20 protein-coding genes and 3 pseudogenes are annotated in these 18,949 nt (G+C 67.0%); 11 read left to right on the top strand and 12 right to left on the bottom strand.

What is annotated here, in order from left to right; translation table 11 throughout:
* Position 1: 1 nt before the first annotated feature.
* Complete coding sequence (gene ruvA, locus CLG85_RS23240; protein ID WP_095883151.1) at positions 2-673, bottom strand: Holliday junction branch migration protein RuvA; 672 nt, start codon at positions 671-673, stop codon at positions 2-4.
* Positions 670-1,159: pseudogene (gene ruvC / locus CLG85_RS23235) on the bottom strand (crossover junction endodeoxyribonuclease RuvC). Before ruvC ends, ruvA begins: the two are co-directional and overlap by 4 nt.
* Before the next feature lie 330 nt (positions 1,160-1,489).
* On the opposite strand from ruvC, the gene CLG85_RS23230 reads away from it, so the two are divergent.
* Positions 1,490-1,756, top strand: coding sequence for a DUF1127 domain-containing protein (locus CLG85_RS23230; RefSeq protein ID WP_095883153.1), 267 nt, complete (start codon positions 1,490-1,492; stop codon positions 1,754-1,756).
* 119 nt (positions 1,757-1,875) lie between these two features.
* On the opposite strand, the gene CLG85_RS23225 is transcribed toward CLG85_RS23230, so the two are convergent.
* The 6 genes from CLG85_RS23225 to clpS form a co-directional block, all read right to left on the bottom strand.
* Complete coding sequence (locus CLG85_RS23225) at positions 1,876-2,220, bottom strand: hypothetical protein (RefSeq protein WP_095883154.1); 345 nt, start codon at positions 2,218-2,220, stop codon at positions 1,876-1,878.
* 98 nt (positions 2,221-2,318) lie between these two features.
* The gene (locus CLG85_RS23220; RefSeq protein WP_095883155.1) at positions 2,319-3,194 is read right to left on the bottom strand and encodes a 50S ribosomal protein L11 methyltransferase; all 876 of its coding nucleotides are present in this window, start codon (positions 3,192-3,194) and stop codon (positions 2,319-2,321) included.
* Between the two features lie 149 nt (positions 3,195-3,343).
* Positions 3,344-4,234 (bottom strand): oxygen-dependent coproporphyrinogen oxidase, encoded by an 891-nt coding sequence (gene hemF / locus CLG85_RS23215; RefSeq protein WP_260350118.1) that lies wholly within the window; start codon positions 4,232-4,234, stop codon positions 3,344-3,346.
* A gap of 21 nt (positions 4,235-4,255) precedes the next feature.
* Entirely contained in the window at positions 4,256-5,056 is an 801-nt protein-coding gene (locus CLG85_RS23210; RefSeq protein WP_095883156.1) for an SDR family NAD(P)-dependent oxidoreductase, read from the bottom strand.
* Positions 5,057-5,093: 37 nt separating this feature from the next.
* Positions 5,094-6,086 carry a class I SAM-dependent methyltransferase gene (locus tag CLG85_RS23205; protein WP_095883157.1) on the bottom strand — a complete coding sequence of 331 codons (993 nt, stop codon included), beginning with the start codon at positions 6,084-6,086 and terminating at the stop codon, positions 5,094-5,096.
* Positions 6,087-6,112: 26 nt separating this feature from the next.
* Positions 6,113-6,439 carry an ATP-dependent Clp protease adapter ClpS gene (gene clpS / locus CLG85_RS23200; RefSeq protein ID WP_176476647.1) on the bottom strand — a complete coding sequence of 109 codons (327 nt, stop codon included), beginning with the start codon at positions 6,437-6,439 and terminating at the stop codon, positions 6,113-6,115.
* 141 nt (positions 6,440-6,580) lie between these two features.
* Here clpS and CLG85_RS23195 point away from each other — a divergent pair.
* Positions 6,581-7,280: pseudogene (locus CLG85_RS23195) on the top strand (HAD family hydrolase).
* Positions 7,281-7,628: 348 nt separating this feature from the next.
* A complete protein-coding gene (locus CLG85_RS23190) occupies positions 7,629-9,092 on the top strand; it encodes a serine hydrolase (protein ID WP_260350122.1) in 1,464 nt (487 codons plus the stop codon).
* Positions 9,093-9,300: 208 nt separating this feature from the next.
* Here CLG85_RS23190 and rpsU read toward each other — a convergent pair whose 3' ends face one another.
* A complete protein-coding gene (gene rpsU, locus CLG85_RS23185; RefSeq protein ID WP_008885097.1) occupies positions 9,301-9,507 on the bottom strand; it encodes a 30S ribosomal protein S21 in 207 nt (68 codons plus the stop codon).
* Positions 9,508-9,623: 116 nt separating this feature from the next.
* Here rpsU and CLG85_RS23180 point away from each other — a divergent pair, with 116 nt between their 5' ends.
* Entirely contained in the window at positions 9,624-10,310 is a 687-nt protein-coding gene (locus CLG85_RS23180) for a COQ9 family protein (RefSeq protein ID WP_095884306.1), read from the top strand.
* Between the two features lie 40 nt (positions 10,311-10,350).
* Entirely contained in the window at positions 10,351-11,334 is a 984-nt protein-coding gene (locus tag CLG85_RS23175; protein ID WP_260350116.1) for an NAD(P)H-quinone oxidoreductase, read from the top strand.
* A 44-nt stretch (positions 11,335-11,378) separates the two neighbouring features.
* On the opposite strand, the gene CLG85_RS23170 is transcribed toward CLG85_RS23175, so the two are convergent.
* Positions 11,379-12,245 carry a DUF2189 domain-containing protein gene (locus CLG85_RS23170; RefSeq protein WP_095883928.1) on the bottom strand — a complete coding sequence of 289 codons (867 nt, stop codon included), beginning with the start codon at positions 12,243-12,245 and terminating at the stop codon, positions 11,379-11,381.
* A gap of 224 nt (positions 12,246-12,469) precedes the next feature.
* On the opposite strand from CLG85_RS23170, the gene CLG85_RS23165 reads away from it, so the two are divergent.
* Positions 12,470-13,456 carry a quinone oxidoreductase family protein gene (locus tag CLG85_RS23165; RefSeq protein ID WP_095883929.1) on the top strand — a complete coding sequence of 329 codons (987 nt, stop codon included), beginning with the start codon at positions 12,470-12,472 and terminating at the stop codon, positions 13,454-13,456.
* A 92-nt stretch (positions 13,457-13,548) separates the two neighbouring features.
* Here CLG85_RS23165 and CLG85_RS23160 read toward each other — a convergent pair whose 3' ends face one another.
* Positions 13,549-13,977 carry an FKBP-type peptidyl-prolyl cis-trans isomerase gene (locus CLG85_RS23160; RefSeq protein ID WP_095883930.1) on the bottom strand — a complete coding sequence of 143 codons (429 nt, stop codon included), beginning with the start codon at positions 13,975-13,977 and terminating at the stop codon, positions 13,549-13,551.
* A gap of 234 nt (positions 13,978-14,211) precedes the next feature.
* Here CLG85_RS23160 and CLG85_RS23155 point away from each other — a divergent pair, with 234 nt between their 5' ends.
* Positions 14,212-14,901 (top strand): haloacid dehalogenase type II, encoded by a 690-nt coding sequence (locus tag CLG85_RS23155; RefSeq protein WP_260350115.1) that lies wholly within the window; start codon positions 14,212-14,214, stop codon positions 14,899-14,901.
* Entirely contained in the window at positions 14,901-15,728 is an 828-nt protein-coding gene (locus CLG85_RS23150) for an alpha/beta fold hydrolase (RefSeq protein WP_260350114.1), read from the top strand. Before CLG85_RS23155 ends, CLG85_RS23150 begins: the two co-directional genes overlap by 1 nt.
* Positions 15,729-15,731: 3 nt before the next feature.
* On the opposite strand, the gene truB is transcribed toward CLG85_RS23150, so the two are convergent.
* Positions 15,732-16,637: a tRNA pseudouridine(55) synthase TruB gene (truB, locus tag CLG85_RS23145; RefSeq protein ID WP_260350113.1), complete on the bottom strand. Its 906-nt coding sequence runs from the start codon at positions 16,635-16,637 to the stop codon at positions 15,732-15,734.
* A 197-nt stretch (positions 16,638-16,834) separates the two neighbouring features.
* On the opposite strand from truB, the gene pcaD reads away from it, so the two are divergent.
* The 3 genes and pseudogenes from pcaD to CLG85_RS23130 form a co-directional block, all read left to right on the top strand.
* Positions 16,835-17,623, top strand: a complete 789-nt coding sequence (gene pcaD, locus CLG85_RS23140) for a 3-oxoadipate enol-lactonase (RefSeq protein WP_224844232.1) — start codon at positions 16,835-16,837, stop codon at positions 17,621-17,623.
* Positions 17,623-18,333, top strand: a complete 711-nt coding sequence (locus CLG85_RS23135) for an alpha/beta fold hydrolase (protein ID WP_260350112.1) — start codon at positions 17,623-17,625, stop codon at positions 18,331-18,333. Before pcaD ends, CLG85_RS23135 begins: the two co-directional genes overlap by 1 nt.
* A gap of 3 nt (positions 18,334-18,336) precedes the next feature.
* A pseudogene (locus tag CLG85_RS23130) lies at positions 18,337-18,949 on the top strand (adenylosuccinate lyase family protein); the annotation flags it as partial.

Raw genomic sequence — 18,949 nt, 5'->3', positions numbered from 1 at the left:
ATTATCCCTTCGGCGCCAACAGTTTCAGCGCAGCACGGATCAGCGCGGGGGTCGCGGCCTCGGGATCCTCGCCCGCCGCCTGCGCCACCGCCGAAGCCGCCTCGCCCGGGGCGTAACCGAGGTTGCCGAGCGCAGACAGCGCCTCGGATTGCGCCGAGGCATTGGGCTTGGGCGCAGGTGCCTTGCGGGCCGCAGGCGCGGGTGTTGTCGCAGGCACATCCTCGATCACCACGTCATCCGCCGAGGTCACCTGTCCCGCGCCCATGGCCATGACCATCGGCGCCTTGTCCTTCAGCTCGTTGACCACGCGCTGCGCGGTCTTCGGGCCGATGCCCTTGGCTGCCTTGATCGCGTTCCAGTCGCCGAGCGCGATCGCCCGGCTCACCCCGTCCGGCCCCAGCGTGCCGAGGATGGCGAGCGAGGCCTTGGCGCCGACGCCCTGCACCGACATCAGCAGGCGGAACCATTCCTTTTCCACCAGCGAGGGAAAACCGTAGAGCTGCAGCAAATCCTCGCGCACCAGCAGGTCGGTGTAGAGCGCCGCCGCCTCACCCGGGGCCAGCGTCATCAGTACCCGCTCGGAGCAATAGACCACGTAGCCCACGCCCCGGACGTCGATCAGCGCGTGATCGTCACCCTTGTAATCCACCCGTCCGGCAATCCGTCCGATCATGCCTTCACCTTCATTCTCTGCGCGCCCTGATGATGCGCATGACATATCGCGATGGCCAGCGCATCCGCTGCGTCGGGGCTGTCGATGACGACGCCCGGCAGTTGCATCCGGACCATGTGGTCCACCTGCGCCTTTTCCGCGTGGCCAACGCCGACCACGGTCTTCTTGACCTTGTTGGGAGCGTATTCGCCGATCTCGAGACCGAATTGCGCCGGCACCAGCATGGCGATGCCACGCGCCTGACCGAGCTTCAGCGTGCCTGCCCCGTCGCGGTTGACGAAGGTCTGTTCCACTGCCGCGATCTCGGGCTGCCAGCGGTGCAGCACGTCAGTCAACTGCTCGTGGAGCGTGAGAAGCCGTGCGGCAAGCGTGCCCGGCCCCGAATCGCAAGTGCCGTTCGCGACATGCCGCAAGCGGCTGCCCTCCGCCTCGATCACCCCCCCAGCCCATGTGCCGGAGGCCGGGATCGATTCCGATCACCCGCATTTTTGCCTGCCCGTTCTTGTTTTTCTGCCTCCGAACTAGCACGAAACGCGAACATCCGCCAAGCCCTCGCCCCCCTGCATTTTTCGGCTTGCGACTGCCGGGGCACGGAAACGGCGCATTCGGAGGTCAAACGCGACATCTCACAGTCGAAGCGCGACATGATCTGCCTGAATTTTGGGTTATTTTACAAAGCTGTTGCACAATTTAGGTGCTATGTGAAAACCGCAGAGCCCCCATGCAATTTTGACCAGTTGTTAGAAATGCGCGGCGCCTCTATCTCCCGCTCAGAATTCAGGCACTTTAAAAACTTCAGGACAAGGACACTGACCCATGGCTGCTTATGACTACTCGCGCGACGCCACCGGCGCCGCCGGTCTTGCAGGTCGCATCGGCAACGTCTTCGTCACCGGCTTCGCGCCTGTCGCCGCTGATGAGACCCCCCGTTCGGCCGGCCTCTTTGCTACCCTCTTCGGCATGGTTGCCGAGTGGAACGACGCACGTCTGACCCGCAAGAGCCTGATGGCTCTGACCGACCGTGAACTCGACGATATCGGCCTGACCCGCGCCGACATCCCCGCGATTGCACGTCGCCGCTGATCTCTTCCGAGATCATGCATAAAGGCCGCTGTCCTGTTCGGGACAGCGGCCTTTCTTATGTCCGTCTGGCGGCGATCCGCCCGGCTGCGGGCAGAGGGCGGGGCCGAGGCCCCTAGGCCTCAGGCCAAGATTCCCTGAAGAAGCATGCCGATCCACAGCGTGACAGGATCAACGCCAAGCACCCAAGCGCCCAGCTTGTCGGCAACACTGCCGTCGGTCAGCAGGGCGACGTGCTCGCCGTAATGCGCCACGCCGAGGCTGGCGAGCATCGCGCCCTTGAAAACCAGGAAGCACATCAGCGCGATCAGAAGACCGCCGAGACGCGGCAGCTTCACCTTGCGGAGCGGCTTGTGTTCGATCACGCCGTTCCGGTTGAGCCTGGTGACATAGCCACGGGCCAGCTTGCGGTGCTTTTGCGTCACAGCACGCTGGCGACGCTCGAAACTTCTCAGAGCGCTTTCCATACCGCGAAACCCCTCGATACCATACAAATACAAGACGCATTTGCTCGGGAAGCACGGCAAAATTGAGGCATTAACGCGGCAATTGCGCCGCGTTTAGTTCACGAAGGCTTGCGCAGAGTCAGCGTGACCCACTCGCCGATCTCGTCGCGGCGCACCAGCTCGACGCCCTGTGCGGCATAGGCCTCGACGACCTCGTCTGCCTGACGGATCAGGATGCCCGAGAGGATCGCGTAGCCACCCGGGGCGAGATGCGCTGACATATCAGGGGCCAAATCGATCAGCGGCTGCTTGAGGATATTGGCAAAAACAAGGTCGAAGGGGGCGCGGGCAGCAAGGTCCGGGTGGCCGAAGCCGGCGGCCTCGACACAGATCACCTTGTCGGTCAGGTCGTTGGCCCGGACGTTTGCCTCGGCGACTTCCACGGCGACCTCGTCGATGTCCGACACGATCACCGGGTTCGGCCAGATGCGCGCGGCGGCCATGCCCAGCACCGCGGTGCCGCAGCCGATATCGGCGACGTTCTGGCCGACCATGCCCTCGTTGGCCAGCCGGTCGAGCGCCCGCAGGCAGCCCAGCGTGGTGCCGTGGTGGCCGGTGCCAAAGGCCATCGCGGCCTCGATCAGCAGCGGCTCGGCGCCCTCGGGGATCTTGTCGGCGTCATGCGATCCGTAGACGAAGAAGCGCCCGGCCTCGACCGGGGTCAGCTCGCGGCGCACCTTGTCGACCCAGTCCTGATCCGGCACTTCCGAGATCACGAAAGGCGCGGCGTTGAAGGCGGCGGCGAGCAGCGCCAGTTCCACCTCGTTCGGCTTGCCGAGGAAATAGCCCCCGATCTCCCAGGTGCCCGAGCCGTCCTCGATCTCGAAGACGCCCACACCGATGGGCTCGGGATCGATCTCTTCGATGGCCTCGCCCAGGGCCTCGGCAGCGGTCTTGTCGCTCAGCTTGGTGAAGGCGGTCCAGGTCTTGGCCATCTCGTGCTCTCCTATAGGGGTTGGCCTGCCCGATACAGCGTTTGCGCGTGGCGCGCCAGCCTGCATGCACCCCGAGGCACCCCCATGCGCCCCTGAAAAGCAACGCCCCGCCGGGGGGGGGCGGGGCGGATCGGAATGTCAGTCGGGGGTCAGACCCATTTCGCCAGCGGCGGCAGGCTCATCAGCACCGCGTCGGGATCATGCCCGGTAGCGAGGCCGAACTTCGTGCCCCGGTCGTAGACGAGGTTGTACTCGGCATAGAGCCCGCGATGCACGAGCTGCGCGTTCTTCTCGGCCTCGCCGAAGCCCATGGTCCGACGCTTTTCGACGAGCGGCAGGTAGGCCGGCAGGAAGGCTCGGCCGATGTCCTGCGTCAGGGCGAAATCCGCCTCCCAGTCGCCGGTGTTGCGGTCATCCATGAAGATGCCGCCGACGCCGCGCGCCCGCTTGCGGTGCGGGATGTAGAAATACTCGTCCGCCCAGGCCTTCAGCTCGGGATAGAGCGCCGCGCCGTGCGGATCGAGGTAGGCTTTCTGGATCGCGTGGAAATGCGCCGTATCCTCATCGTACTCGAGGCAGGGGTTGAGATCCGAGCCGCCGCCGAACCACCAGGCGCCCGGCGTCCAGAACATCCGGGTGTTCATGTGCACCGCAGGTGCGTGCGGGTTCTGCATGTGGGCGACAAGGCTAATGCCCGAGGCCCAGAAGCGCGGGTCCGCCTCGATCCCCGGCACACCACGCGCCGCCATGGACTTCTGCGCCGCCGCGCCGAGCGTGCCATAGACGGTCGAGACATTCACCCCGACCTTCTCGAACACCCGACCGCCGCGCATCACGCTCATTAGGCCGCCGCCCGCGTCGCTGCCGTCGTCGGCGGTGCGGGTGGTGGGTGTTACCTCGAAACGGCCCGGCGCCGCGTCCGAGAGCGGTCCCTCGGAATGGCTGTCCTCCAGCCCCTCGAAGGCCGCCACGATCTCGTCCCGCAGCGCGCGGAACCAGGCCGAGGCACGCGCCTTGCGTTCGTCGAATACGTCGCTCATCTGCATCCCCCCCGCCCCGGCTCAGTGCATCGGCGTGCCGACCGGGTCGATCAGCGTGCGGCCGCCATCCACGGTCATGATCTGGCCGGTCATGAAACCCGAGGCCTCGGAGGCGAGGAATTGCACCGCCTCGCAGACCTCGTCCGGCCCGGCGATACGACCCGCCGGCGTGTGCTTCTCGATCTCCTCGCGGTAGCCGGGGTGCTCCTTGAGGATGTTCTTCAGGCTCGAGGACATCAGCGAGCCGAAAGCCACCGAGTTCACCCGGATCTTCTGGTCGGCCAGCGACACTGCCATGGAACGGGTCAGCTGGTCGAGCGCCGCCACCGAGACCGAGTAGCCCAGCAGGTGCGGGTTGGTGCGCGCGGCGGCGATCGACGAGATGTTGATGATCGAGCCGGCGCAGCGGATCTCCTGCCCCTCGGCCTGCTTGATCATGCGCTTGGCGACGATCTGGCTAAGCCGCATCGCGGGCATAAGGTTCTGGCCGATCATCGTCTCGAGCGAGGCATCCTCGCAGTCGTGCACGTTGGTCGGCAGGATCTGCCGCGCGCCGTTCACCAGGATGTCGACCCGGTCATAGGCGTCGAGCGTCGCCGAGAGCAGGTTGGCCAGCGTCAGCTTCTCGCGCAGGTCGCCGGCGAAGTAGCGCATGGTGCTCTCTTCATCGACCTGCCCGCATTCCTTGGCCAGCCGGTTCTCGTCCATGTCGGCGAACATGACGTTGGCGCCACGTGCCGCAAAGTGCCGCGCGATCGCAAGGCCCACGCCATTGGCGGCGCCGGTGACGATGGCGGTCTTGCCTTCGATGGAAAAACTCATGGGAATCCCTTGAATGTTTGCGCCAAGCTAGCCGCGATCAGCGCCCCGGGCGAGAAGCGTGAAGGATCTTGAACCGCGTGTCCCCCGCAATTTCGTCGACGTTGCGGAAGCGTTCGGCAAGCCGGGTTTCGTAGGGCAGGTGCCGGTTGGCAACCAGCCAGAGCTGGCCCGAGGGTTTCAGCACCCGAGCGGCCGCATCGATGAAGGCCTGCCCGAGCGAGGGCTCGGCCTTGCGCCCGGTGTGGAACGGCGGGTTCATGACGACCGCATCGAGCAAGGCCGGCGGGCGCCAGTCGAGCGCGTTGGCCCAGTGGAACTTCGCGCGCGGGTCGGTAACATTGCGCCGCGCGCAGTCGAGCGCATCGTGATCGGCCTCGACCAGATGCAGCGCCGCGATCTTCTCGCGGCGCAGGATGCCATTTGACAGCCCGCCCCACCCCGCGCCGAGATCGGCGACATTGGCACCGAGTTTCTCGGGCAGCGCCGCGAGCAGCGCTTCGCTGGCCGGGTCCGGCCCGTCGGCCGAGAACACGCCGGGTGCGGTCCACTGCCCGCCGGGCAGCTGGGCCGGGCCCTTCGCCCAGTCGGCAAAGGCGTCGCTGGCGGCGAACCAGATGGTCTTGCCATGCGCCTTGGAGACCTGTCCCAGGATCTCGGTGCGCTTGCGCAGCGCCTTGAGGCAGGCGTCGATGCCGTCGGTCTTCTGGCCGTCGACAATGACCAGCCCACCCTTGGCGGCGGCATTGGCCTCGGCGATCCAGGCTTCGGCCCGGTCGCGGGCGCGCGGCAGGAAGACGATGGCGGCGGCGAAATCGCCCTCGGGCGCCAGTGCGACAGTCCAGCCGCGGCGCTCCCAGGCAGCGTAATCGGGGGCGAGGCGCTGGACGACGGTGCAGCGCTCGCGCGGCAGATCGTCGGCATCGAAATCGCCCAGGTTCAAATCGCCCGGCGCGCCGAGCAGCAGGATGCGCCCCTCGGAGGGCAGGTCGAGACCTCCCTCGAGCGCGAAACTCAATCGGGTATCAGACATGGCAGAACCGCCGCGGGGGGGGCGGATCACTCCTTTTCCATGGTGCATTGCAGCGGATGCTGGTGACGCCGGGCAAAATCCATGACCTGACCCACTTTGGTCTCGGCGATCTCGTGGCTGAACACGCCAACCACCGCGACCCCCTTCTTGTGGACGGTGAGCATCACTTCGAAAGCCTGCGCATGGGTCATGCCGAAGAACCGCTCGAGCACATGCACGACGAATTCCATCGGCGTGTAGTCGTCGTTCAGCAGCAACACCTTGTAGAGCGGCGGGCGTTTCGTCTTGGGCTTGGTCTGCAGCACGACACCGGCATCGCCCTCGCCATCGCGGGGGTCGTTCGGGTCGGACATGCGGAGTTTTTGGGCCGTGACGGACTGGATCATCTCGGGGACGCTTTTGCTTTGCGTGTGCTTTGCGGTTCCGGCTTTGAAGGGTCTATATAAATCCAAGGAGCCGCGGAGGAAAGACCCGCGGCGGGAAGAGGCGACAATATGGCCCGGAAACTGCAAACAATCGGCTTCGATGCCGACGATACGCTCTGGCACAACGAGCGCTTCTTCACCCTGACGCAGGAGCGATTCGCCGAATTGCTCGCCGATCATGCCGAGCGCGACCACCTCGACGCCCGGCTGCTCGCGGCCGAGAAACGCAACATCGGCCACTACGGCTTCGGCGTGAAGGGCTTCGTACTGTCGATGATCGAGACCGCCATCGAGGTCACCGAGGGCCGCGTGCCGGGCGCAGTCATCGGGCAGATTCTCGAGGCCGGGCAGGACATGCTCGCCCACCCCGTCGAACTGCTGCCGCACGCGCGGGAGGCAGTCGCGGCGCTGGCCCCGGAGCACCACCTCGTGCTGATCACCAAGGGCGACCTGCTGCACCAGGAGCGCAAGCTGGCGGCCTCGGGCCTGGGCGAGCTCTTCGACGCGGTCGAGATCGTCTCGGACAAGCAGCCGCAGACCTACGCCCGTATCTTCGGCGCCAGCCCCGGCGGGCCCGAGGCTTCGATGATGGTCGGCAACTCGCTGAAGTCCGACGTCAATCCGGCGATCCGCGCGGGCGGTTGGGGGGGTCTTCGTGCCGCAGGACCTGGCCTGGAGCCTCGAGCACGACGAAAAGCTCGACCATCCGCGATTTTGCGAGATTCCCGACCTCGGCGCGCTCGCCCAGCTTGTGGAGTCGATCGAATGACCCAAGGTCGCGCCTGACATTGCGCCGCCCCGCCGCATTCGCGCCGCAATCGCCCATATAGTGGTGAGTCGCGTGAAATCCCACAAAATGAAGGAATTCACGATCCAGATAACGACAGAAAATCAAGGCATTGCAGACTTTATTTTTTGCAGAACGCGTGGTACCGTTTTCGCAAACTAGAACAGTTGGCCACCGGAAAACCGGAGGCGAGAGGCAGAGAAGGCGAGAAACGTGACGGGACGGCGCAGGCAGCGACCGGGCCGAGCAGGCCTGTATATTCTCACATTCATTTGGCTTGCCCTCGTGGGGCCAATGGGCGCTTGGGCTGCCCCATACGCTGCCCTCGTGATGGACGCGCGATCGGGCGAAGTCCTCTTTTCCGAAAACGCCGAGACCCGCCTCCACCCGGCCTCGCTGACCAAGATGATGACGCTCTACATCGCCTTCGAGGCAGTCGAGCATGGCGAGATCACGATGGACACCATGGTGACCATCTCCAAGAATGCCGCCGCCGAGCCGCCCTCGAAACTGGGCCTGCGCTCCGGCCAGAAGATCGCGCTGCGCTACCTCGTGCGCGCCGCCGCGGTGAAATCCGCAAATGACGCCGCCACCGCCATCGGCGAGGCCATCGAGGGCTCCGAAGCCGCATTTGCCCGCCGTATGAACCGCACGGCCAAGGCTCTGGGGATGACCCGCACGACCTTCAAGAACGCCAACGGCCTCACCACCGACGGCCACTTGTCGACGGCGCACGACATGGCAATCATGGGCCGGCACATCCTGTATGATTACCCCGGCTACTATAACCTCTTCTCGCGCCGCACCACGGATGCGGGCATGCGCGAGGTGGCCAACACCAATCGCCGCTTCCTTGCCGCCTACAAGGGTGCCGACGGGATCAAGACCGGCTACACCCGCGCCGCGGGCTTCAACCTCGTCGCCTCTGCCGAGCGCGGCCGCGAACGGATCATCTCGGTGGTCTTCGGCGGCACCTCCACCGCCGCCCGCAACGCCAAGAGCGCCGAACTGCTGGACCTCGGCTTCAAGCGCGCCGCCACCAACGTCGCGCTGCGCCGCCCGGCCAAGCCGCCTTACATGGGCCGCGTCGGCGGCGGTGCCGACATGCTCGTGGCCAGCGCCGAGGCGGATGATTCCGGCCTGCGCGGCAAGTCGATCCGCGTTGCAGCCGCGGCCGTTTCCAAGAGCCTGCGCCCGCAAATCCGCCCCGGGGTGACCAGCTCCGACGTGGCGCCGCTGGTCGCCGGCGTCGAGGATGACATCACCAGCGTTCTGGAATCGGTGCAGGTGGCCGCCGTCGCCCCCGCCGTCTCCGAGGCTCCCAAGCCGATCGACATCGCAAAAGTCGCCGAAACCATGGTGGTCGCCGAGGGCGACACCGGCATCGCGCCCGATTCCTCGATCAAGCCCGTGCGCCGGCCGCAGGCGGTGGCCCTTGCCAGCGCCCCTGCCCCGACCACGGCACCTGTCGTCGCCGAACCCGAGCCTGCGGCAGTCGCCGTCGCTTCCGCCGAACCCGCGGCGCAGGAAGTGGTGACCCGCGTGTCGACTTCGGGTGGCCGTCACTGGGGAATCAACGTCGGTCGCTACCCCAGCCGCTATGCTGCCGAGAAGGTGCTGCTGCAGACGGCGCTGATGGAAACCGCCACGCTGGACGGCTCGCTGCGCAAGGTCGTCGACCGCTCGGGCGGCTTCGACGCGAACTTCATGGGTCTCACCCGCGAAACCGCGGATCTTGCCTGCCGCCGCCTGCAGGCCCGGCAAGTCACCTGCTTCATGATCGGGCCGAGCTGACGGCCAGCGACTGCGCCGGTTGCAAAGGAAAACCCCGGGCTCCGCGCCCGGGGTTTTCCTTTGGCGGAATCGAGCCGCCCGCGCCAGGCCCCAGGCCTGCCCCCAGATACGACAAACCCCCGAAAGGCAGAGCCCCGGGGGTCGTCAACTTCTTCGTGTCGGAAGGTCAGCTGCCTGACCTCACGAGAACGGTCTCAAGAGCGTAAACTCAGAGAAGACCTTCGCGCTGAGCCTTCTTGCGCGCCAGCTTGCGGGCGCGGCGGACGGCCTCGGCTTTCTCGCGAGCCTTCTTCTCGGACGGTTTCTCGAAATGCTGCCGAAGCTTCATTTCACGGAACACGCCTTCGCGTTGCAGCTTCTTCTTCAGGGCGCGGAGCGCCTGATCGACGTTGTTGTCGCGAACACTAACCTGCATGTGGTTTTCACCACCTTTCTAGTTTTGAGTTGCAAGGAAATTGCAGGAAGCCGGTCTATAGCAAGGGTTGCCAATCTTGTCTAGACTCCTACCCATTGAGTCGAAGGAGAGGCCCCATGAGTGAAAAAATTATCGGGCGCCTGCTGGATGCGGCGCTGAACCATGTCGCCTTCGACGGCTGGTCCGAGGCGACCTTCCGCGCGGCGGCAAGCGATGCCGGGGTTGACCCGGTGGTGGCCCGCGGACTCTATCCGCGCGGTGCGGTGGACATGGCGATCGCATTCCACCGCCGCGGCGACGAGGCTATGTCCGCGCGCCTCAAGGAAATCGACCAGTCCGAGATGCGCTTTCGCGACCGCGTGGCGCTGGCCGTGCGCACCCGGATCGAGGCGGTGGACGACCGCGAGGCGGTGCGCCGCGGCACCGCGCTCTTTGCCCTGCCGATATATGCGGCCGATGGCGCCAAGCTGATCTGGGGCACCGCCGACCGCATCTGGACCGAACTGGGCGACAGCTCGCGCGATTTCAACTGGTACACCAAGCGCGCCACGCTGAGTGCGGTTTATTCCTCGACGGTGCTCTACTGGCTGGGTGACGATTCGCCGGACAGTCACGCCACCTGGGAATTCCTCGACCGCCGGATCGAGGACGTCATGCGCTTCGAAAAGACCAAGGCGAAGGTGCGCGGCACCCCGGTGCTGGGCAAGATGCTGGCAGCCGGTCCCGAGAAGATGCTCGGCAGGCTGCGCGCCCCGAAGAGTCCGCGCCACGGTCTGCCGGGCGGCTGGACCGCGCCGCGCTGAGCCCCCTGCCCTTCCCGCACGACAGACAACAGGACTTCCGATGACCAAGACCATGCGCGCCGTCGAGATCTCGCAGCCCGGCGGCCCTGAGGTGCTGCGCCTGACCGAGCGCCCCGTTCCCGAACCCGGCCACGGGCAAGTGGTGATCCGCGTCGCCTATGCCGGGGTGAACCGCCCCGACGCGCTGCAGCGCGCGGGCAGCTATGCACCGCCGCCCGGCGCCTCCGACCTGCCCGGGCTCGAATGCTCGGGCGAGGTCATCGCCACCGGCCCCGGCGTCAGCTGGCCCGCGGTCGGAGAGCAGGTCTGCGCCCTGCTGCCCGGCGGCGGCTACGCCGAGTATGTCGCGACCCCAGCCGCCCATTGCCTTCCCGTGCCAGCCGGCATGGGGCTGCGCGAAGCCGCCTGCCTGCCCGAGACCTTCTTCACCGTCTGGAGCAACGTCTTCCAGCGCGGCGGGCTGCAGGCGGGCGAGCGCTTCCTTGTGCATGGTGGCTCCTCGGGCATCGGCACCACGGCGATCCAGCTCGCCAGCGCCCTCGGCGCGCGGGTCTTCGCAACCGCGGGCTCGGCCGACAAATGCACCGCTTGCGAAACGCTCGGTGCCGAGCGCGCCATCAACTACCGCGAGGAGGATTTCGTCGAGGTGATGCGCGGCCTCGGCGGCGCGAACCTGATCCTCGACATGGTCGGCGGCAACTACATCCCGCGCAACGTCAAGGCGCTGGCCGACGAGGGGCGTCTCGTGCAGATCGCCTTCCTGCAGGGCCCCAAGGCCGAGCTGAACTTCGCGCAAGTGATGATGCGGCGGCTGACGATCACCGGCTCGACCCTGCGCCCGCAGAGCGATCTCGCCAAGGCCCGCATCGCCGAGGCGCTGCGCGCACAAGTCTGGCCGCTGCTCGAGGCGGGCCGCGTCGCCCCGGTGATGGATTCCGACTTCGCGCTGGACCAGGCTTCCGAGGCGCATGCCCGCATGGAAGGCTCGACCCACATCGGCAAGATCGTTCTCAAGGTCGCCTGACCAACGGTTCCGGCTCGACAGCCCAAAACTGCCGAGCCGATCTCTCAGGCCACCGCGCGGCGGTAGAAGTGCCAGCTCGCATGGCCGAGCAGCGGCAGCACCAGCATCAGCCCCAGCAGCATCGGCAGCGAGCCCAGCACCAGCAGCGCAGCAATCAGCGCGCCCCAGGTCAGGACCACGCCCGGATTCTTCTGCAACACCCGCACCGAGGTCATGACCGCCACCGGCGCCCCCACGTGCCGGTGCAGCAGCAGCGGGAACGACACCACCGAGACCGCCAGCGCCACCAGCGCGAAGACAAAGCCCACGCCGCAGCCGAGCACGATCATCCACCAACCGCCCGAGGTGTTGAAGACCTGGTCGAGGAAGGCGCCCATGCTCTCGTGTTTTGCCGGTCCCATGGTCACCAAGTGAATGAAATGCGCCGTCAGCATCCAGGTGCAGAAGAGCGCGATGAGATAGAGCCCCATCACCAGCATCGCCCCGAAAGCCGGCGAGCTCAGCACCGCGAAGGCATCGCGCCAGCTCGCCTCGAGCCCCATCTCGCGCTTGCGGCTCATTTCGTAGAGCCCGACCGCCGCCATCGGCCCGAGGATGGCAAAGCCTGCCGCCATGGGAAATATCAGCGGCAGCAGTGCCTGGTGGAAGGCCATGCCCATCAGCAGCAGCCCCATCACGGGGTAGATGAGCACGATGAACAGCACGTCGCTGCGGCAGGCCTTGAAGTCTTCCCAGCCGGCGCGCAGCGACTCCGAGATGTCCGACATCGCCATGGTCCGCACCCGGCGCGGCGTGTGGGCGTGGTCCATTCCCAATTCCCGGGTCGAGGCGGACACATGCGTGCCTGCCGCCGACAGCTGCTGTGCCGCCCAGCTCAGCGGGTTTCCGATCGTATGAGGTGTCTGTGCCATGAGCCTCCTCCCTTGGCGTCGCGCGCAGCGCCAATCGCGGGTCTGGTCCTGGCACGCGCCGAAGACCAGACGGGCCGGCCGCGCGTATCTCCCCAGCCTAGCACGAAACAGGCTCGCGGTGAATCACGTCGATGAGACGCGCCCGCCCGGGCGACATGCCCCCTTGCCCCCGCCCGCGCCGCGTCGCAGGGTCTGGCGCAAACGCCAGACAGGAGGACAGGCCCATGGCCGAGACAGCGCGCACCGTCATCATCGAGGAAACTGGAGGCCCCGAGGCGCTCAAGCTGGTCGACTGGCCGGTGGGCGAGCCCGGGCCCGGCGAGATCCGCATCCGCCACAAGGCCTGCGGCCTCAATTTCATCGACTGCTACCAGCGCTCGGGCCTCTACCCGCTGCAGCTTCCCCATGCGCTCGGCATGGAGGCCTCGGGCGTGATCGAGGCCGTCGGCGAAGGCGTCACCCATCTTGCCCCCGGTGACCGTGCCGCCTATGCCGCCATGCCTCCGGGCGCCTATACCGAGGTGCGGGTGATGCCCGCCGCGCAGGTCTGCAAGCTGCCTGACGACATCTCTTTCGAGGATGGCGCGGCGATGATGCTCAAGGGCATGACGGTGCAATACCTCTTCCACCGCACCACGCCGCTCAAGAAGGGCGATACGGTGCTCTTCCACGCAGCGGCGGGGGGCGTCGGCCTCATCGCCTGCCAATGGGCCAAGTCCGAGGGGATCCGGCTGATCGGCACCGCCGGCTCGGACGAGAAGTGCCAGCTGGCGCTCGACCATGGCGCCGATGCCTGCATCAACTACAACACCCAGGATTTCACCAAGCGCACCCGCGAGTTGACTGACGGCAGGGGTGTCGACGTGGTGATGGATTCCATCGGCGCCTCGACCTTCATGGGCTCGCTCGACTGCCTGAAACCGCTCGGAATGATGATTTCCTTCGGCAATGCCTCCGGCCCGGTCGAGGCCTTCAACCTCGGCATCCTTGCGCAGAAAGGCTCGCTGAAGGTCACCCGGCCGACGCTCTTTGCCCATATCGCCGATCCGGTCGCCTGCCAGGAGATGGCCGCGATGCTGATGGGCAAGGTCTCCTCGGGCGCGGTGAAGATCCGCATCGACCAGCGCTTCCCGCTGGCCGAGGTCGCCGAGGCCCACCGCGCGCTCGAGGCGCGCAAGACCACCGGGCAGACGATCCTGACGCTTGAGTAAGGGCGGGAGCCGCCAGAAACGCCAAACGGCGCGGGAAACCCCGCGCCGTTTTCAATTCAACGGGAGCCGCAGCCCCGAATGATCGGCACCGATCAGGCGATCTCGACCAACTCGATGGCAAAGGTCAGGTCCTTGCCCGCGAGCGGGTGGTTGGCGTCGAGCGTGACTTCGGTGTCGGTCACCTCGACCACGGTCACCTGCACCACCTGGCCGGTCGGCGTCTGCATCTGCAGCGGGGTGCCCAGGTCGAGCGGGATGTTGTCGGGGATGTCGGCGCGCGGCACGGCCTGGCGCGCCTCGGCGTGGACCGGGCCATAGGCTTCCTCGGAGGAGACCTCGACGGTCTTCTTCTCGCCAACGGTCATCCCAGGCATCGCCTTGTCGAGGCCGGGAATGATCTGGCCCGAGCCGACTTGGAATTCCAGCGGATCACGGCCGGCACTGGAGTCGAAGGTGGTGCCGTCATTCAGGGTGCCGGTGTAATGAATACGGACGGTGTCGCCGGTCTTGACCTGCGTCATGGGGTTCTCCGATCTTTTGGGAAAGTTCTGTGGATGGGACGAGGCCACCTGTCGCGGCGGGTGCTCGTTTGCTCTCCCCTCTAACCTAAGCATCCCCGCCCCGGAATGCAAAGAGGATGTCCGGACGTCCTCACGCGCGCCTATCCACCCCTCCAAACCTCGACAAATTCACCCTTCCGACGGGCCCTTCCCCGTGCCACCCTGCGCCGGATCGCGAGGAGGACAGCGAGACCCATGACCCAAGCCGGCAAGATCACCACCTGCGTCTTCGACGCCTACGGCACGCTCTTCGACGTCTCGGCGGCCGCCCGCCGCGCCGCCGAGGCGCCGGGACAGCAGGCGCTGGCCGGGGTCTGGCCCGCCCTCTCCGCCGACTGGCGGCGCAAGCAACTCGAATACAGCTGGCTGCGCGCGGTGACCGGCGATCACTGCAGCTTCTGGCAGGTCACACAGGACGGGCTCGACTGGGCGATGGAGCGTCACGGGCTGGACGACCCAGAGCTGCGCGAAACCTTGCTCGGGCTCTACTGGGAACTCTCGGCATACCCCGAGGTGCCGAAGCTTCTCGCCACCCTCAAGGCGCAGGGGCAGACCTGCGCGATCCTGTCGAACGGCAGCCCCGACATGCTCGAGGGCGCGGTTTCCAGCGCCGGGATCGAGGGCTACCTCGACGCCGTGCTCTCGGTCGAGGACGTGGGGGTCTTCAAGCCCGCCCGCGCGGTCTACGACCTCGTCGGTCAGCGCTTCGGCACGGAACCCGGCGAGGTGCTCTTCGTTTCCTCCAACGGCTGGGATGCGGGCAGCGCGGCGGCCTACGGCTTTCACACCGTCTGGGTCAACCGCGCGGGCGAGCCCGTGGACCGCCTGCCCGGCCGCCCGCAGCACGTGATGCGCGATCTGACCACAATACCGGAGCTTCTGTGATGCCCGAGTTTACCACTTCCGACGGCCTGCAGGTCCATTACACCGACGAGGGCCACGGCATCCCGCTGCTCTGCCTTGCCGGGCTGACCCGCGACGGGAGGGATTTCGACTACCTCGCGCCGCATCTCGACCCTGCGAAAGTGCGCCTGATCCGCATGGACTACCGCGGCCGCGGCCAGTCGGACTGGACCGACCACGCCAGCTATACCATCCCCATCGAGGGGCGCGACGCGGTGGAGTTGATGGACCACCTCGGGCTGAAGCAGGTGGCGGTGCTCGGCACCTCGCGCGGCGGGCTGATCGCCATGGTGCTGGCGGCCACGGTGAAGGAGCGCCTGCTCGGCGTCGCCCTTAACGACATCGGTCCCGAGATCGGAGGCGAAGGGCTCGCGGTGATCAAGGATTACATCGGGCGCAACCCGGCGTGGAAAACCTACGACGAGGCCGCCGAGAAGATGGCCCTGGGGATGACCGCCTTCAGGGACGTGCCGCCGGGGCGCTGGATGGAAGAGGTGACGAAGTTCTACCGCGAGGCGCCCGAGGGTCTGCGCATCCAGTACGACCCGCGCCTGCGAGACGCGGTGCTCGAGGCGGGCGCGCAGCCCGCGCCGGACCTCTGGCCGCTCTTCGATGCCTTCAAAGGGCTGCCGCTCTGCGCCCTGCGGGGTGACGGCTCGACGCTCCTCACCGCCAAGACCTTCGCCGAGATGCAGCGCCGCCGCCCCGACATGATCGCTGCCGAGATCCCCGGCCGCGGCCACGTGCCGTTCCTTGACGAGCCCGAGTCACTGGACGCGCTGCGGCGCTGGCTGAAGATGCTGGGCTGAGCCTCAGTCCAGGTTGAATACCCGGCTCGGGTGCAGCTCGCCGGCCTTGAAGATGCCCACGGCGATCGGCTTGCCCTGGAACGATGCCCAGGCCTCATCGCCGTATTCGGCCTCGCCGGGGATGACCATGCCGGGGTTGCCGTTGCGCAGCCGCGCCGCGCCCTCGGGAGTGCAGCGCAGCTCGGGCAGATCGGCAAGACCCACCTGCAGCGGCAGCAGCTTCTCGTCGAGCTCGGGCGTTTTCGCCAGCGTGTCGATCTGCTCGACGGTGATCCCGTCCGAGGCCTCGAAAGGCCCGGACCAGACCCGGCGCAGGCGCAGCACGTGTCCGAAGCAGCCAAGCGCCTCGCCGAGGTCGCGGGCGATGGAGCGCACGTAGCCGCCCTTGCCGCAGACCATCTCGAGCTCGACGTGGTCGGCATCGATACGCTCGAGCATGATCAGCGATTCCACGAAGAGCGGACGGGCGGAAAGCTCCATCTCCTCGCCGTCACGGGCGCGCTTGTAGGCGCGCTCGCCATCCACCTTCACCGCCGAGAACTGCGGCGGCACCTGCTGGATGTCGCCGACGAACTGGTGCAGCGCTTCCTTGATCTCCTCGTCGGACGGACGTTCGGCGCTCTCACGCAGGATCTCGCCCTCGGCATCGTCGGTGTTGGTCGCCTGCCCCAGACGCACGATGAAGCGGTAGGCCTTCATCGCGTCGGTGATATAGGGCACCGTCTTGGTCGCCTCACCCAGAGCCACGGCAAGAACGCCGGTCGCCTCGGGGTCGAGCGTGCCCGCGTGGCCGGCCTTCTTCGCCGCCAGCGCCCAGCGGACCTTGTTGACCACCGAGGTCGAGGTCATGCCCGCCGGTTTGTCGACGATCAGCCAGCCGGAAATGTCGCGACCCTTCTTGCGTGCCATTGGTGTCCCCGCGCCTCTTCGTATGCCATCAAGGCGCGCCTGCTAGCAGGCGAGAGGCGCGGGAGTCAATCTGCGCCGGTGCCGCGTGATGCGCTTGGACGGTGCACGGACAGTGCATGGGATGTGCCTGCCCGATCGCCTTCCCTCTTGCTGCCCCGCCCGATAGGGTCCGCAGCAAGTACAACGGAGGCCCCGCCATGCTCATGGCCGATCTCGGCGATGTCCGACTTCACTACCGCATCGACGGCCCCGAGGAGGGCGCACCGCTGGTGCTGGCCAATTCGCTCGGCACCGACTTCCGGCTCTGGGACGGCCTGCTGCCGCACCTGCCCGAGGGGCTGCGGATCCTGCGCTACGACATGCGCGGACATGGCCTGTCGGACTGCCCCGAGCCGCCTTATTCCATGGGCGCGCTGGTGCGCGATGCCGAACGGCTGATGGAGCAGACGGGGTTCCGAGACGCGGTCTTCGTCGGCCTGTCGATCGGCGGCATGGTGGCACAGGGGCTGTCGGCCAAGCGCCACGACCTCGTGCGGGCCGCGGTGCTGTCGAACACGGCTGCCAAGATCGGTACAAGGCAGATCTGGGAAGCCCGCATCGCCGAGGTCGCGCAAGGTGGCGTCGAGGCCATTGCGGATGCCGTTCTGGAGCGCTGGTTCACCCGCAATTTCCGCACCTCGGAGGCGATCAAACCCTGGCGCAACATGCTCACCCGCACGCCGAAGAAGGGCTACATGGGCTGCGCCGCCGCCATCGCCGGGACCGATTTTCTCACCCCGACCTCGGGCCTGCGGTTGCCGCTGCTCGGCATCGCCGCCACCGAGGACGGCTCCACCCCGCCCGACATGGTGCGCGAGACGACCGACCTCGTGCCCGGCTCGCAATTCGCGCTGATCCGGGGCGCGGGACATCTTCCCTTCATCGAGAAACCCGCCGAGTACGGTCGAATTCTCACGGACTTCCTCAAGGGACAGGGGCACATCTGATGGCGAATTTCCTGCTGATCCACGGCGCCGCGCACGGGGCCTGGTGCTGGCGCGACGTGGTCCCGGCGCTGGAAGAGCGCGGCCACGCGGCCCGCGCCATCGACCTGCCCGGCCATGGCGCGGACACAACGCCACGCGACGAGGTCACCCTGAAGAGCTACGTCGATGCCATCCTGGCCGCACTCGACGCGCCGACCATCGTCGTTGCCCACTCCATGTCCGGCGTGCCAGCGACACAGGCGGCCGACCTGCATCCCGAGAAATTCGCCCGGCTCATCTACCTCTGCGCCTTCCTGCCCGGCGACGGTGACAGCGTCACCAGCCTCAGCCGCGCCTGGCCCGACCAGCCGCTGAACGAAGCGATCCGCCGAGACGAGGGAGGCGCGACCTTCCACTTCGACCCCGAGATGATCCGGGAAAAATTTTACCACGACTGCCCCGCCGCACTCATCGACCGCGCCGCGCGGCACCTTACGCCGCAGCCGATCCTCACCCAGAAGGAGCGGGTCTCGCTCACCGGCCAGGTCGAGCGGTTGCCGCGCAGCTACATCCTGTGTTCGCAGGACATGGCGGTGCCCCCCGACCACCAGCGTGCCATGGCGTCGGTCTTGCCAAGCGACGAGGTCTACGACATGAGCAGCGCGCATTCGCCTTTCCTGTCCGACCCCGAGGGCCTCGCCGCCCTTCTGGACCGTATCGCCCGGAGCTGACCCATGTCCGCCACGCCCTTCGACAGCGCCCACCTGCACCGCCTCTTTCCCGCCGGGGATCTCGCCAAGCTGTTCTCCGACAGCGCCGAGGTCCGGGCGATCATGATCGTGGCGGGCACGCTGGCCAAGGTGCAGGGCGAGGCCGGGCTGATCCCCGAGACCGCCGCCAAGGCGATCCACCGCGCCTCGCTCGAACTGCAGATAGACCCCGGCGCGCTGGCGCATGGCACAGCGGAGGCGGGCAGCGCGGTGCCGCCACTGCTGCACGCCTTCCAGTCGCTGATGCAGGCGCCGGATTATGCGCAATACCTCGGCCAGGGCGCCTTCCCCGGCGACCTTCAGGACTGCGCGCTGGCGCTGCGCCTGCGGCAGGTGCTGGCCCAGCTCGAGGCGAAGATCGAAGCGCTTCCTGAAGATAGCGATCTGGCCGCGTTCAAGGCGGAGCTGCCAGCGCTGCGCGCCGGCCTGCTCTGCGTGAGCTACGAGGGCGACCGCGCCGAGATCCTCCGCCCCGCGCTCGGCGCCGCGCTGAACCTCTCCGACCAGGGCTGGGGACCGAAGCGGACCGCCGTGACCACGCTGGCGGAGTGGGCCGCGCGGCTGGTCCGGGCGCTCG

It is taken from the genome of Alloyangia mangrovi, from assembly GCF_002300555.2.
GTDB classification, from domain to species: Bacteria; Pseudomonadota; Alphaproteobacteria; order Rhodobacterales; family Rhodobacteraceae; genus Salipiger; species Salipiger mangrovi.
This window is presented reverse-complemented; position numbering and strand designations above follow the sequence as displayed.